At 63.3% G+C, this 12715-nt stretch carries 16 protein-coding genes and 1 tRNA gene; 7 read left to right on the forward strand and 10 right to left on the reverse strand.

Annotated features, from left to right (window positions below):
• Window positions 1-58: 58 nt before the first annotated feature.
• On the forward strand, window positions 59-928 hold the full coding sequence (locus tag AAG821_RS08100) for a hypothetical protein (protein WP_341914511.1): 870 nt from the start codon (window positions 59-61) through the stop codon (window positions 926-928).
• Between the two features lie 3 nt (window positions 929-931).
• Here AAG821_RS08100 and gluQRS read toward each other — a convergent pair whose 3' ends face one another.
• Window positions 932-1813, reverse strand: coding sequence for a tRNA glutamyl-Q(34) synthetase GluQRS (gluQRS, locus tag AAG821_RS08105; protein ID WP_341914509.1), 882 nt, complete (start codon window positions 1811-1813; stop codon window positions 932-934).
• A gap of 23 nt (window positions 1814-1836) precedes the next feature.
• On the opposite strand from gluQRS, the gene AAG821_RS08110 reads away from it, so the two are divergent.
• The 3 genes from AAG821_RS08110 (at window position 1837) to AAG821_RS08120 (ending at window position 3890) form a co-directional block, all read left to right on the forward strand.
• Window positions 1837-2529: a DNA-3-methyladenine glycosylase gene (locus tag AAG821_RS08110; protein WP_341914508.1), complete on the forward strand. Its 693-nt coding sequence runs from the start codon at window positions 1837-1839 to the stop codon at window positions 2527-2529.
• A complete protein-coding gene (locus AAG821_RS08115; RefSeq protein WP_341914506.1) occupies window positions 2526-3230 on the forward strand; it encodes a dienelactone hydrolase family protein in 705 nt (234 codons plus the stop codon). The genes AAG821_RS08110 and AAG821_RS08115 overlap by 4 nt, the downstream gene beginning before the upstream one ends.
• A 114-nt stretch (window positions 3231-3344) precedes the next feature.
• Window positions 3345-3890: an HNH endonuclease gene (locus AAG821_RS08120; RefSeq protein ID WP_341914504.1), complete on the forward strand. Its 546-nt coding sequence runs from the start codon at window positions 3345-3347 to the stop codon at window positions 3888-3890.
• Between the two features lie 23 nt (window positions 3891-3913).
• On the opposite strand, the gene AAG821_RS08125 is transcribed toward AAG821_RS08120, so the two are convergent.
• Genes AAG821_RS08125 through AAG821_RS08135 form a run of 3 tightly spaced genes read right to left on the reverse strand, consistent with a single transcriptional unit; the run spans window position 3914 to window position 5531 of the window.
• Entirely contained in the window at window positions 3914-4456 is a 543-nt protein-coding gene (locus tag AAG821_RS08125) for a demethoxyubiquinone hydroxylase family protein (RefSeq protein WP_341914502.1), read from the reverse strand.
• Window positions 4456-4947 carry a disulfide bond formation protein B gene (locus AAG821_RS08130; protein WP_341914500.1) on the reverse strand — a complete coding sequence of 164 codons (492 nt, stop codon included), beginning with the start codon at window positions 4945-4947 and terminating at the stop codon, window positions 4456-4458. The genes AAG821_RS08125 and AAG821_RS08130 overlap by 1 nt, the downstream gene beginning before the upstream one ends.
• A gap of 2 nt (window positions 4948-4949) precedes the next feature.
• The gene (locus tag AAG821_RS08135; protein ID WP_341914498.1) at window positions 4950-5531 is read right to left on the reverse strand and encodes a YqaA family protein; all 582 of its coding nucleotides are present in this window, start codon (window positions 5529-5531) and stop codon (window positions 4950-4952) included.
• A 167-nt stretch (window positions 5532-5698) separates the two neighbouring features.
• Between AAG821_RS08135 and AAG821_RS08140 the strand changes: the two genes are divergently transcribed.
• Window positions 5699-5785, forward strand: a tRNA-Leu gene (locus tag AAG821_RS08140).
• Window positions 5786-5807: 22 nt separating this feature from the next.
• Here the strand turns inward: AAG821_RS08140 and AAG821_RS08145 are convergent.
• The 6 genes from AAG821_RS08145 to AAG821_RS08170 form a co-directional block, all read right to left on the reverse strand.
• Window positions 5808-6584, reverse strand: a complete 777-nt coding sequence (locus AAG821_RS08145) for an aldolase/citrate lyase family protein (RefSeq protein ID WP_341914496.1) — start codon at window positions 6582-6584, stop codon at window positions 5808-5810.
• Between the two features lie 13 nt (window positions 6585-6597).
• Window positions 6598-8001: a TRAP transporter large permease gene (locus tag AAG821_RS08150; RefSeq protein ID WP_341914494.1), complete on the reverse strand. Its 1404-nt coding sequence runs from the start codon at window positions 7999-8001 to the stop codon at window positions 6598-6600.
• Window positions 8002-8009: 8 nt separating this feature from the next.
• Complete coding sequence (locus AAG821_RS08155; RefSeq protein ID WP_341914493.1) at window positions 8010-8576, reverse strand: TRAP transporter small permease; 567 nt, start codon at window positions 8574-8576, stop codon at window positions 8010-8012.
• Window positions 8577-8590: 14 nt separating this feature from the next.
• Window positions 8591-9595, reverse strand: coding sequence for a sialic acid TRAP transporter substrate-binding protein SiaP (locus AAG821_RS08160; protein ID WP_341914492.1), 1005 nt, complete (start codon window positions 9593-9595; stop codon window positions 8591-8593).
• Between the two features lie 38 nt (window positions 9596-9633).
• On the reverse strand, window positions 9634-10665 hold the full coding sequence (locus tag AAG821_RS08165) for an NAD(P)-dependent oxidoreductase (protein ID WP_341914490.1): 1032 nt from the start codon (window positions 10663-10665) through the stop codon (window positions 9634-9636).
• 245 nt (window positions 10666-10910) lie between these two features.
• Window positions 10911-11096 carry a CsbD family protein gene (locus AAG821_RS08170; RefSeq protein WP_341914488.1) on the reverse strand — a complete coding sequence of 62 codons (186 nt, stop codon included), beginning with the start codon at window positions 11094-11096 and terminating at the stop codon, window positions 10911-10913.
• A 196-nt stretch (window positions 11097-11292) separates the two neighbouring features.
• Between AAG821_RS08170 and AAG821_RS08175 the strand changes: the two genes are divergently transcribed.
• Together AAG821_RS08175 and AAG821_RS08180 are read left to right on the forward strand one after the other, a co-directional pair.
• Window positions 11293-11679 carry an HPF/RaiA family ribosome-associated protein gene (locus AAG821_RS08175; RefSeq protein WP_341914486.1) on the forward strand — a complete coding sequence of 129 codons (387 nt, stop codon included), beginning with the start codon at window positions 11293-11295 and terminating at the stop codon, window positions 11677-11679.
• Window positions 11680-11898: 219 nt separating this feature from the next.
• On the forward strand, window positions 11899-12714 hold the full coding sequence (locus tag AAG821_RS08180) for a crotonase/enoyl-CoA hydratase family protein (protein WP_341914484.1): 816 nt from the start codon (window positions 11899-11901) through the stop codon (window positions 12712-12714).
• Window position 12715: the final 1 nt, after the last annotated feature.

Below are 12715 nucleotides of genomic sequence, written 5' to 3' on the forward strand. Positions count from 1 at the left end.
CCCCGCGTCCGGTCCTGCTGCCTGTTGCTATGCCATTGGTTGATTTGACTGAGGCATAATGCGCCCAGGCATTCTCTTTCGTGCGCTCATCCTTGCGCTGCTTGTCCTCCTGCCCATGGGCTCCGCGCAAGCGCAGGGGAAAGATAGCGGATCGCGCGATGCCCTGGCCCCGGGTTCCGTATTGTGGCTGAAGACCGAATGGCCGCCGGTTTTCACGTCGAGCGGCAAGGGCTTCGGGGACCAGGCCATGGCCTGGCTGATCGAACGCCTGCCGGCAGACTACAGCCACGAGATCCGCACCCTGCCGCTGGCCCGCCTGCTCAAGCAGATGGAAGACCCGCTTGCCACCATCTGCACCAGCAACCTGCTGCGCACACCTGCCCGGGAAACGCAGTTCCTGATCAGCCGCGATATCATGCGTATGCCGGCGCTTGGCCTTGTGGTGCGCAGCAGTGACGTGGCGGCCTTCGCGCCGCTCCGCGACAGCCGTGGTATGATCGAATTCCGTCGTGTATTGGAGCAGACCCAGCTCGACGGCGTGTTCAACGAAAACCGCTCCTACGGACCGGCGCTCGATGCCCTGTTGCGCGCGGCACCGCCATCAGCACCGGTCGCGCGGCTGCCGAAAACAAGCGGCATGGTTTCCATGCTCGCCGCCAACCGGGTCGACTGGGTTCTGCTTTATCCGTTTGAGGCGATCTGGCTGGCCCGGCAGGAGCAGACCGCGCCGGTGCTTGCCACCTTGCCGATCGCCGAGCTGCCACCTTTCAACGATGGTGGCGTCACCTGCAACCGTACACCGACGGCGGCACGGCTGGTCGCGGATATCGACCGCATTCTCGCGGCGCATCCCGATGAGCCCTGGCTGAAGCCGATGCTTGAATGGCTAGATCCTGAAACGCGCAAGCGGGTCAGCACCCGCCGCTGAGTGTCAGCCCCCGAAGCTGGCAGGATCGAGGCCCACCTGTTGCCACAGAGCGGCCGGCGTGACGCCGGCGGCGCGCTGGTCGCGCAGCGTCGGCGCATTCTTGCGCTTGGCCAGTCGTTCGCCGCTGTCATCCAGCAGCAGAGGATGATGCGCATAATCCGGCACCGGCCAGCCGAACAGGGCCTGCAGCAGGCGGTGCAGATGGGTGGCGGCAAACAGGTCGCTGCCGCGCGTTACCAGCGTGATGCCCTGCAGGACATCATCATGGCTGACGCAGAGGTGATAGCTGGCCGGGATCTCCTTGCGCGCCAGCACCACATCGCCGAAGCCCTGGATCAACAGATCCGGCGTTACGCTTTGCGCGCCTGCGGTTTCGTCATGCCAGTGCAGCGGCCAGCGGCCGGCCTGCTGACAGGCTGCTGCCATGTCGAGGCGCAATGCATAAGCCTCGCCGCCCGCCATGCGCGCCTCGCGTTCGGCACCGCTCAAATGCCGGCAGGTGCCGGGATAGACAGCGCCCTCAAAGCCATGCGGCGCCTGACCTGCTGCATTGATCTCGGCCTGGATTTGCTTGCGGGTGCAGAAACAGGGATAGAGCAGGTCGCGCTGGCGCAAACTGTCGAGCGCTGCGGCATACTCGGCAAAATGCTGCGACTGCCGGCGCACGGGCTGTTCCCAGCTCAGACCCAGCCAGGCGAGATCCTCGAAGATGGCATCGGTGAGTTCCGGCCGGCAGCGCGTGGTGTCGATATCCTCGATGCGCAGCAGGAAGCGGCCATGGGCCTGGCGTGCGCGCAGCCAGGCGATGCCGGCCGCATAGGCGTGCCCGGCATGCAGATAGCCGGTCGGGCTTGGCGCACAGCGTGTAACGGTGTCAGACTGCATGGGCGATTCTCATGCGATAGCTTATGGCAAACCTTCCGCCTCCCGCAAAGCCCGACATCCGCAAGCGCACCAAAGCGGCGCTGGAGCAGCTCTGTGCCCGTGAGCCACGGTTTGCCGAGGCTTTCTCTGCCGTCGGTTTTATTGCCGACCGTCGCCGGCCAGCCGATTTTGCCAATCTGTGCCGCATCGTCATCGAGCAGCAGATTTCAGTCGCCGCAGCCGCCACCATCTGGGGCCGGCTGGAAGCTGCCGTGCAAGGCCGTGCCAATGGCGTGTTCAGCCCGGAACGGCTTCTGAAACTGAGCGAGCCGCGCCTGCGCGCCTGCGGCCTGAGCGGCCCGAAGGTGCGCTATGTGCGCAACATGGCGCAGGCGGCAAAAAGCGGCGCGATCGATTTCAACCTCTTGCCAAAGCTGGAGGACAGCGCCGCGATGACGATGCTGACCGAAGTGAAGGGCATCGGCCGCTGGACGGCGGAGATTTTCCTGATGTTCGCGCTGGATCGTGAGGATATCTGGCCAGCGCATGATGTGGCCTTGCAGGAGGCCATGAAGCGGCTGTTCGGTCTGAAGACGCGGCCGGATGTGAAGAAGATGGATAAAATGGCCGAGGCCTGGCGGCCGCATCGCGGCGTCGCCGCCCGGCTGTTATGGCGCTATTACGCCGTGACGGCCAAACGCGCCACCACCGATCGAGTGGAGGAGAAGACGGCATGATCGACGGCCCCCGCCTGGCCCCGGCCAAAGGCCCCGCCCGCAAGCTGGTGGTGCTGATCCACGGCTATGGCGCCGATGGCGACGACCTGATCGAACTGGGGGCGCAATGGCGCAGCACATTGCCCGAGGCGGCCTTTGTCGCGCCGCATGCGCCGGCGATGATCCCCGGCTTTCCGCCCGGCATGGGCGGCGGCCGGCAGTGGTTTGCACTCGATGCCTATGACCCGAACCTGTTGCGCCGCGACCCGCACCAGACCGCGGCAGTCTATGCCACCATGCAGCGCGCCGCCGAACAGGTGGCGCCGGCGCTGGAGCAGTTTGTGGATGCCGAACTCAGTCGGCACCATCTCGGACCGGGCGATCTGGCCCTGGTGGGCTTCAGCCAGGGCACCATGATGGCCCTGCATCTCGGCCTGCGCCGCGCCCCCGCTCCGGCTGCCATCCTGGGCTATTCCGGGGCGTTGCTGGGCGGTGCCGGCCTGGAGCAGCAGATTCGCGGTCGGCCGCCGATCCTGCTGATCCATGGCGATGCCGACGAGGTGGTGCCGATCGAGGCCATGCATGCGGCACTGAACGCACTGAACGCGGCCGGCTGCCCCGCCCGTTTCCATGTCAGCCGGGGACTGGGCCATGGCATCGATGGCCCGGGACTGGCGCTCGGCGGCGCCTTCCTCGCCGAATCGCTGGCCCGCGCTACATAGACTCTGCCCGCCCGGTGTGGATAACCCGGCCAGCTTACAAAATAAGGTGGTTGTCATAACGCGGTAACCCCGCATATGGTAAGGGGAATACGTCGTAGCGGAACTGGGGAAGCAATGAACCCTGAGAGTTGTCCGGCGTTGGTTCTGAATGCGGATTATCAGCCGCTGTCTTACTTCCCGCTGTCGGTCTGGCCCTGGCAGGAAGTGGTCAAGGCGGTCTGCATGGATCGCGTGACCATCCTCTCCGAATACGATCAGGAAATCCGCTCTCCCAGCTTCCGCATGCGGCTGCCCAGCGTGGTGGCGCTCAAGCGCTATATCGCTCCGGCACGGCGGCCGGCCTTCACCCGGTTCAACCTGTTCCTGCGTGACCGGTTCTCCTGCCAGTATTGCGGCAGCCGGCATGAACTGACCTTCGATCATGTGATCCCGCGCTCGCGCGGCGGCCTCACCCGCTGGGACAATGTGGTGGCGGCCTGCGCGCCCTGCAATCTCACCAAGGGCGGCCGCATGCCCAACGACTGCCACATGCATCCGCGCATCCGTCCGCATATGCCGACCGTGCAGGAGCTGCAGCGCAATGGCCGCGGCTTCCCGCCCAACTTCCTGCATGAGAGCTGGCGCGACTTTCTCTACTGGGACAGCGAGCTGGAGCCGTAAGGCCCCAGAAAGAGCAACGGGCTTTAAACGCGCTCGGACAGCCAGATGGCGCCGCGCGTGATCGCCTTGATGCCGCGCGACAGCAGCGGATAGGCCGGCGCCTCGCTGGCGCCTTCGTTGCGCGCCGTATCGCGATGCTCGATCTCGTCGGCGCGGAATTTCTCGATCGTGGCGCGCAGTTCCGGCTCGGCATCACCGAGGGCTTCGACCTGCCGGGCGTAATGCGCGTCGATCACTTCCTCGACCGCCTCGGTGCAGGCCATCGCCGCCTTCTCGCCCAGCAGGGCGGTGGCTGCCCCCATGGCAAAGCCGCCGACATGCCACAGCGGGGTCAGCAGGGTGGGGCGCACCCGGCGCTGCGGCAGCAGGCGGTTAAACGTATCCAGATGCTCCAGCTCCTGCTTCAGCATATGGCGGATGGTCGGCGTCGAGGGCGCCGTCTTCAGTACGGAAAGCTGGCCTTCGTAAATCCGCTTGGCGCCATACTCACCGGCATGATCGACACGCAGGATACGCTCCAGCTGGGCGCGCGGATCGGGATCGCCAGCCAGTCGCCGTTTCTGCATCACGGGGTTCCTTGTGCGGCGCGCCTTGCGGCCAGCAGGGCGAAAGCGGCAAGGGCGGCCGACCACAGCGCATTCCAGCCGGCCATGGAGAGGCCCAGCACGCGGATCGCGGCCTCGTCGCAGCGCACCACAGGGGCTGCCATCAGCTGGGCGCGCAGGTCTTCCAGCGTGGTGGCGGTGGAGGTGCTGCTGCAGCTGGTCAGGCCCTGCCACCATTTCCATTCGACGCCGGCATGAAAAACGCCAATAGCCCCGGTGATGGCAAAGCTGAGGGCTGCCAGCCCGAGCAGAGGGGCGCGCCAGCGTGGCAGTGCCAGGGCGGCGAGGCCGAAGACCAATGCGGCAATATGCGGCCAGCGCTGCCAGTGGCACATCTCGCAGGGCGGCAGGCCGAAGCCATATTGTGCAATCAGCACCAGCGCCAGCGTGCCGCCGGCCGCCAGGGCGACCAGCAGGCCGGAGCGATCAGGTTTGAGCAGGCTGTCGATCATGATCAGAAGAGATAGCGCACGGCGACGAAACCGCCAACCAGCGCGACCACGAAGATGATGCCGAGGATATTGAGTCGCTTCTCGATGAAGTCGCGGATCGGTTCGCCGAAGGCCCGCAGCAGGCCGGCAACCAGGAAGAATCGCAGGCCGCGGGTCACGATCGAGGCGATGATGAACACGCCCAAGCTGAAATGCGCCGCGCCACTGGCGATGGTGACGATCTTGTAGGGGATCGGCGTCAGGCCCTTGATCAGGATGATCCACACGCCCCATTCGGCATAGGCTGCCTCGAAGGCCTGCCATTTCTCGCCATAGCCGTAGAGGTCGATCACCCAGCGGCCCAGCGTTTCGAGCAGGAAATAGCCGATGGCATAGCCGAACAGGCCGCCGATCACTGAGGCAACGGTGCAGATGAAGGCGTAGTAGAAAGCGCGCTGGCGGTTGGCCAGGCACATCGGGATCAGCATCACATCCGGTGGGATGGGAAAGATCGAGCTTTCGAGGAAGGACACCACGGCAAGCGCCCGGTTGGCATTGGGCCGGGCGGCCTGGCGCATGGTCCAGTCATAGAGGCTGCGGAACACGGTTCTGTCGATCTCCGGAGACGGGTATCGTGTATGCCGGAGGCTTGGCGGCTTGTCCATGCGCCGGGCAGTCGCAGGGCCATGACAAATCGGTGTTTACCGGGAGTTTTCGTCAGCGGTCCGGCAGTTGATTCAGGCGTGGCGTTCGGTAATATCCGGCCCGCGTTGCCCCAGTGGTGAAATTGGTAGACGCGACAGACTCAAAATCTGTTATCCGCAAGGGTGTGCTGGTTCAAGTCCGGCCTGGGGCACCACCAATCCTTCAATCATAAGTGCCTAGCGGGCCCTGGCCCGGAACCGCGCGATATCGGTCATCGCGGTGTCGCGCAGGCGCACCACGTCATTGTCCGCCGTCACCATCGTATAGCCCAGCGCGAACATATCGGCCCAGGTCATGCCGATGCGCGGCACGGTGCCGAATGGCTTGCCGGTCTTTTTCAGCGCTGCTTCGGCTTTCGCCAGCAGCGCAATCACATCGGGGTGGTCGAACTCGCCCAGATGGCCGATCGAACCCGACAGGTCGAACGGCCCGACAAACAGTGCATCCACGCCGTCCACGGCGGCGATCTCGGCAATGGCATCGACGGCCGTGGCGGTTTCGATCTGGCAGACGATCAGCAGGTTGTCATCGGCCGCCTTGCGATAGGCCGGGCCATCCAGGCCATAATTGGAAGCGCGGATCTGGCCGATGGCGGAGCCGCGTACGCCGCGCGGCGGATAGCGGCAGGCCGCGACCAGTGCCTTGGCCTCGCCAGCCGACTGCACATTCGGGATCACCACGCCCTCGACGCCAACATCCATCACCTTCTTCAGATAGACCGGGTCGTGGGAGGGCACGCGCACCAGGCAGGTCGTTGTGCTGTTCGACAGCGCCTGCAGATGCCCGACCAGGGTTTCCGGTGTGCCGCGGCCATGCTCCTGGTCGATGATGACGAAGTCGAAACCGGCAAGGCCGAAAATTTCGCTGGTCGCCGCATTATCCAGCGTCACCCAGGGGCCGAGCACCTGTTCACCGGCGAGCAGGCGGGGCTTAAGGCTGTTTTTTCTCAACACAACGGGCCTCGGTTCATTTCATCAGTTGCGGCAGCCACAGGCTGATCGCGGGGAAATAGGTTACCAGCCCGAGGCTGAGCAGCAAGGGTGCCAGCCAGGGCAGGATGGCCATTGTCGTGCGTTCGAGACTGAGATTGGCCACGCGCGCCAGCACGAACAGCACCAGCCCCATCGGCGGATGCAGCAGGCCGATCATCAGGTTCAGCACCATCACCAGGCCGAAATGCACCGGGTCGATGCCGAGCTTGAGCACGATGGGCAGCAGGATCGGTGTCAGGATGGTGATCGCGGCGGTGGGTTCGAGGAAGCAGCCGACAAACAGCATCAGGATATTGACCAGCAGCAGGAACATCATCGGGTTGCTGGTGAAATCGAGCACCCACTGGGCAATCATTTCGGTGGTGCGCGATGCGGCCAGCACCCAGCCGAAGACGGATGCTGCCGATACGATGAACAAGACCGTCGCGGTGGTCTCCACGGTCTCCTGCGATGCCTTGACGAACATCTTCCAGTTCAGGGTGCGGTACCAGACCAGGCCGAGGAACAGCGCCCAGACGCAGGCGGCGATGGCGCCTTCGGTGGCGGTGAACAGCCCCGAGGTCATGCCGCCGATCAGCAGGATGGGGGTCAGCAGCGGCAGGACGGCGGAAAAGCGGAAGACCTTGTCCATCACCAGCAGCAGGACCAGCGCGACGATCACGGTCGTCCGCGGCGGGGCACCCCAGTCGATGGCGAAGAAGACCAGCGTGGGCATCAGGATCAGCACGGCGAGTTCGGTGAAGACGCCTAGGATGCGGCGCCATTCAAACGGAATGTCGCCACCCCATTTGTTGCGCCAGGCAAAGAAACTGACGGTCAGCATCATCAGTGCCGCCATCACCACGCCGGGCAGGATGCCGGCCAGGAAAAGCTGGCCGATCGAGACGCTGGCCATCATGCCGTAGATCACGAAGGGCAGGGATGGCGGAATGATCGGCCCCAGCGTGGCAGACGCCGCGGTGATGCCGACGGCGAATTCCACGTCATAGCCATGTTCCTTCATGGCGCGGATCTCGATGGTGCCGAGGCCGGCGGCATCGGCCACCGCGGTGCCCGACATGCCGGCAAAGATCACCGAACCGACCACGTTCACATGGCCCAGGCCGCCGCGCATCCAGCCGACCAGACCAAGCGCGAAATTGTAGATGCGATTGGTGATACCGGCGGAATTCATCAGGTTGCCAGCCATGATGAAGAATGGTACGGCCAGCAGCGGAAAGCTGTCGAGGCCGGAAAACATCCGGTGGATCACCACGAAATCCGGTGCGATACCCGTGCTCATGATGTAGATCAGCGCGGCACCGGCCATGGCGATGGCGACGGGAATGCCCGATCCCATCAGGGCCAGGAACATCAGCTTGAAGGCGGTGGCACTCACGGCGGACCTCAGTTCGTATCGGGGCGTTCAAGCACACTGTAGCCCTGGCGCCAATGGGTGATGGCCACCTGCACGGCGCGGCCGGTCATCAGCACGAAGCCCAGCAGAACCACGCTGTAGACAATGCCCATCGGCAGATCGACCACCGACATCGGCTGGAAGCCGATGCGCTGAATCAGGTTCCATGTCATCCAGCAGGCATAGGCGAAGAAGCTGATGCGCAGCAGGTCGATCACGGTCGACATGCCCCGCACCAGCTTTGCCGGCAGGATGTGATAGAAGAAATCGACCTGGATATGGTTGTTCTTGCGCACGGCGCCGACGGCGCCGATGAAAACGACGCAGATCAGCAGATAGCGTGCGATCTCTTCGGTCCAGGCGGCGGAATCGTTGAGCAGGTAGCGGGTGAAGAACTGGTAGAAGACGGTGGCGCCGAGCACCCAGAAGATGCCCATGGCGAGCCAGTCCTCGAAGCGGTAGGGCTTCAGGTCGACTTCGGCATCGGCAATGTTGAACTGGCCGTGCTCGTCGAGCACGGCCTCTTCAATACCGGGAGGCGGCTTGGTCTCGGTCATGCCCGGCGCCCGCCTTACTTCAGCGCCAGGATGCGGTCGTAATCATTGCGCTGATAGCCGAAATCCTCCGGCTTGGAGTTGGCCAGCACCGCCTTGCGGAAGGCTTCCTTGTCGACGGTGTGAATGGTGGTGACATTCAGCTTCTTGATCTCGTTCATCAGCTGGGTGTCCTGTTCACGGATCTGCTGGCTGGCGAGCAGGGCGCCGGCCTGCATCGCCGCCACGAAGATCTTGCGGTCATCGGGCGAGAGTTTTGCCCACAGGCCGCCACTGATGATTGAGTTGAGCGAGTCGATCACATGCCCGGTCAGCATGATGTGCTTCTGCACTTCATGGAACTTGCGCGACCAGATGGTGTTGAAGGCATTCTCCTGGGCATCGACCACGCCGCTCTGCAGCGCCAGATACACCTCGGCCAGCGCGATCGGCGTCGGATTGGCACTCAGCGCCTTGGGGAAGGCCATGTAGGCGGCGGCATCGGGCACGCGAATCTTCAGGCCGCGCATGTCTTCAGGCTTGAGCACCGGCTTGTTGGAGGTGACCTGGCGCTCGGCGGCGTAGGTCAGTGCCACGATATGGTTGCCGGTGGCCTTGCGGTAATCCTCGGCGAATTCCTTGTAGATGTCGCTGCGGGCATAGGCCATCACATGGTCGAAATCGCGGAACACGAAGGGGAAGTAGGCGACACCGATACGCTTGGCGACCTGGGCCTGGAAGCTGGCGGCGCTGATCGTCATGTCGACAGTGCCGAGCGACAGGCCCTGGTTGAGGTCGGATTCCTTGCCCAGCACGGCCGAGGGGAAGAGCTGGATCTTGTACTTGCCGTTGGTCTGCTTCTCGATCTGCTCGGCGGCGAAAACCGCGCCCTTGTGATGCGGTTCGCCGGGTTCGTAGACATAGGCCCATTTCACCGTGGTCTGCGCTGCGGCAGGTTTGGCGAGGGCCACAGCGCCAAGCGCGGCGATGACGGCGAGCGACAGGCTGAGCGGGCGGAAAACGCGACGATTTAACATGGTCATGGCAGGCTCCGTGGGTTGGATCTTCGGATGACGCGTAATCAGGATGCAGCCAGCCATTGCCGTTCCGGGGCAAAGGCGGGATGCCGGGTGATGAACGTGCTGTAATCAGTAAATGCAGCGGTCAGATCGAGTGCGGGCTGCCAGCCAAGGGTCGCCATGCGCGCGATGCTCTGTGGTGCGCGGTCGAAGCCCGGATTGACGATCACATTGGCTTCACTGGCGGCGATCCGCCACTGGAAGTCGGGCAGGACTTGCGCGATCTGCTCACACCACTGTGACATCAGGAAACGTTGGCCGGAGCCGATATTGCAGACTGCAAACGGCACACTGGCCGCATCGGCCAGCATGAGCAGGGCGCGGCCGGCATCGGCGGCATAGAGCCAGTCGATGGTGACATCGCGCGGCAGTACCGCTTCACGGCCGCTGCGGGCCAGTGCCAGGCATTGCAGCAGGGCAGACAGTGCATCGCGCTTGCCGCTGCGCCATTCCCAGCGGCCGAACTGCGGGCTGAGCCGGGCGATGGTCAGGTTGAAGGGCTTGAGTTGCTGCAGCCGGGCCAGGCCGCGCTCCAGCGCCAGCTTCGACAGGCCATAAAGATTGAACGGCTTGAGCGGCGTGTCTTCATCGATGACTGCGAAATCGTCAGGCACCATGCCATAGGCCGATACCGACGAGACGGCGACGATGCGGGGAATGCCGCGCGCGACAGCCTCGCTGATGCAGTCCAGCGTGGCAGCTGTATTGACGGCAAAGACAGAGCCCGGCGCATCGCGCTCACGCGCGGCATCGGGCGTGATGGCGGCGGCCTGGATCAGGGCAGCAATGTTGGGTTCCGCCAGGAAGCGGGCGCGATCGGCTGCCATGGTGAGATCGCCGACATGTTCCACCAGTTTGCCGGGCAGCGCGGCAAATGCGTGTTTTGCGGCTTCAGGCAAAGGCTGCAGATCGAAGGCCACCACGCGGCGGCCAGCGGCAAGCGCCTGCTCGACCACATTCAGGCCGATGAAGCCACTGGCGCCGGTGATAGCCAAAGCCGGAGCGGACGCCGGGGCGGGAAGCGGAACTGACATGGGAAACGTGGCCTGGCTGGTTTTGTATGCAGGCTGTATACGCAAGAAAAGTGCCAGAGTTCAGCCACTTATTTTGAACGAGTCGCGCCGGATATGGCTCAGAATGGCGGCAATTGTTCGAATGCGGCTGCTGCCTAATTGGGCGTTTCACCCATCAACTGTGGGTGCGGGTAACAAGCAGGCAACAAAAAAACCGGAGCCCACAGGGTCCGGTTTTCTTGGATATCAAGGTCGAGGTTTAAGGCTCAGTGCTTTTTCACTGCGTCCCGCACGGCATCCTTGGCGCCGCCCACGGCATTCTGCAGTTTGCCCTCGATCTGATCGGCCTTGCCTTCAGCTTTCAGCTTGGCATCTCCGGTCAGGCGACCCACGCCTTCCTTCAGGTTGCCTTTGGCCTGCTTGGCCGTACCTGCGATACGATCCTTGTCCATGATGCGCTCCTGTCTGTTGCAGTGACGCAGATAAAACGCACTGCACCCCGGGATGTTCCGAATTGAAGCAGCGAAAGGGAGTTTGCTGCTCAGGTTACTGCTTTTTTCGCAGTTAATCAGACTGCGGCATTGTTTTTAGGAACATGTCGATGGCGAAAGAGTTGTAGGATTTGTGTGAAGCAAAGGGAGATGTCGCATGGCACAGACCGGGATGGAACGGCCGCTACAGATTGTCTTTCGCAACATGGAAAGCTCACCTGCCCTTGAAGCAGCGATCCGCCAGCGGGTCGAAAGGCTGCAGCAGCATGCCCATATCATTGGCTGCCGCGTGGTCGCTGAAATCCCGCATCGCAGTGCCGGTGGTGCCAAGCTGCCGCTGGCCATCTCGGTCGAAGTCGAATTGCGCGGCCGTCCGGTGATCGTCGTAAAAGACAGCGAAGCGCGGCGTGAATCCAAGGGCGACCAGTTGGCCGTGGTGACCCATGTTTTCGAGGCGGTCGAGCGGCAGTTGCGCGAGACCTCGCATTCCCGGAAGGGTGCCACCAAGCGTATCGCCGAGGATGGCTCCATCTCGCTGGGCTAGCGCCGCCAGATGGCCTGATCCACAGCCACTGGCCTGACGCCAGCCAGACGGCCTGCCAGCCAGACGGCCTGCCGGCCTGGCTGCGACCCCGGCACGCCATTTCATGAAAATTCAGCCCTGAAAATATGGGTTTTCAGGCGGGATTCTGCTGTCTTGCCATCCCGGCAGAAATCGTTATGCTTCATAACAATTATACATCAATCAAAAAAGATAAGCACCATGCGTCTCGATCCCGCCGACCGCCACACTGCTGCCAATCTCGGCCTGCCGCCAACGCTGTCGGTCAGCGTGGAAGGCGATATTGCCGTGCTGAAGCTGCAGCGCGTGGAAAAGCGCAACGCGCTGGACAATGTCACTGTGCTGGGCCTGCAGGCGTTTTTCCTGAATCCGCCAACCGGGGTGAAGGTGGTGGTGCTAGATGGCGAAGGCGAGCATTTCTCTGCCGGCCTCGATCTCAGTGCGACCCAGGAGCTGTCCTCCACCGACGGCGTCTTCCATTCGCGCATGTGGCATGAGTCCTTCCGCCATATCCAGTTTGGCAAGGTGCCGGTGGTCTCCGTGCTGCATGGCGCTGTGATCGGCGGTGGCCTGGAACTGGCGGCCTCCACTCATGTGCGGGTGGCCGAAGCCTCGGCCTTCTATGCACTGCCCGAAGGCCAGCGTGGCATCTTTGTCGGCGGTGGCGGCTCGGTGCGTATCCCCAAGCTGATCGGCACGGCCCGCATGATGGACATGATGCTGACCGGCCGGGTCTATAACGCCGAAGAAGGCCATGCGCTGGGTTTGTCGCAATACCTGGTCGGTCCGGGTGAGGGTATGGCCAAGGCGATGGAACTGGCGCAGAAGATTGCCGCCAATGCGCCGATGACCAATTTTGCCGTTATGCATGCGCTGCCGCGCATTGCCGACAGCTCACCAGAAGCCGGCTACATGATGGAGGCGATGATTTCCTCCATCGCCCAGGCCGATATCGAAGCAAAAACGCGCATCAAGGATTTCCTCGAGAAGCGCGCCGGCAAGGTCGGCAAGAAGTAAG

The sequence above is a fragment of the Ferrovibrio terrae genome, assembly GCF_943372915.1.
GTDB lineage: Bacteria > Pseudomonadota > Alphaproteobacteria > Ferrovibrionales > Ferrovibrionaceae > Ferrovibrio > Ferrovibrio terrae_A.

Excerpts from the sequence above, each read along its gene's own strand:
- AAG821_RS08120 (WP_341914504.1), top strand. The coding sequence starts at position 3,345 with ATGAACCCTGAGAGTTGTCCGGCGTTGGTTCTGAATGCGGATTATCAG.
- AAG821_RS08115 (WP_341914506.1), top strand. The coding sequence starts at position 2,526 with ATGATCGACGGCCCCCGCCTGGCCCCGGCCAAAGGCCCCGCCCGCAAG.
- AAG821_RS08125 (WP_341914502.1), bottom strand. The coding sequence starts at position 4,456 with ATGCAGAAACGGCGACTGGCTGGCGATCCCGATCCGCGCGCCCAGCTG.
- AAG821_RS08165 (WP_341914490.1), bottom strand. The coding sequence starts at position 10,665 with ATGTCAGTTCCGCTTCCCGCCCCGGCGTCCGCTCCGGCTTTGGCTATC.
- AAG821_RS08160 (WP_341914492.1), bottom strand. The coding sequence starts at position 9,595 with ATGACCATGTTAAATCGTCGCGTTTTCCGCCCGCTCAGCCTGTCGCTC.
- AAG821_RS08130 (WP_341914500.1), bottom strand. The coding sequence starts at position 4,947 with ATGATCGACAGCCTGCTCAAACCTGATCGCTCCGGCCTGCTGGTCGCC.
- AAG821_RS08110 (WP_341914508.1), top strand. The coding sequence starts at position 1,837 with ATGGCAAACCTTCCGCCTCCCGCAAAGCCCGACATCCGCAAGCGCACC.
- AAG821_RS08100 (WP_341914511.1), top strand. The coding sequence starts at position 59 with ATGCGCCCAGGCATTCTCTTTCGTGCGCTCATCCTTGCGCTGCTTGTC.
- gluQRS (WP_341914509.1), bottom strand. The coding sequence starts at position 1,813 with ATGCAGTCTGACACCGTTACACGCTGTGCGCCAAGCCCGACCGGCTAT.
- AAG821_RS08180 (WP_341914484.1), top strand. The coding sequence starts at position 11,899 with ATGCGTCTCGATCCCGCCGACCGCCACACTGCTGCCAATCTCGGCCTG.
- AAG821_RS08155 (WP_341914493.1), bottom strand. The coding sequence starts at position 8,576 with ATGACCGAGACCAAGCCGCCTCCCGGTATTGAAGAGGCCGTGCTCGAC.
- AAG821_RS08175 (WP_341914486.1), top strand. The coding sequence starts at position 11,293 with ATGGCACAGACCGGGATGGAACGGCCGCTACAGATTGTCTTTCGCAAC.
- AAG821_RS08170 (WP_341914488.1), bottom strand. The coding sequence starts at position 11,096 with ATGGACAAGGATCGTATCGCAGGTACGGCCAAGCAGGCCAAAGGCAAC.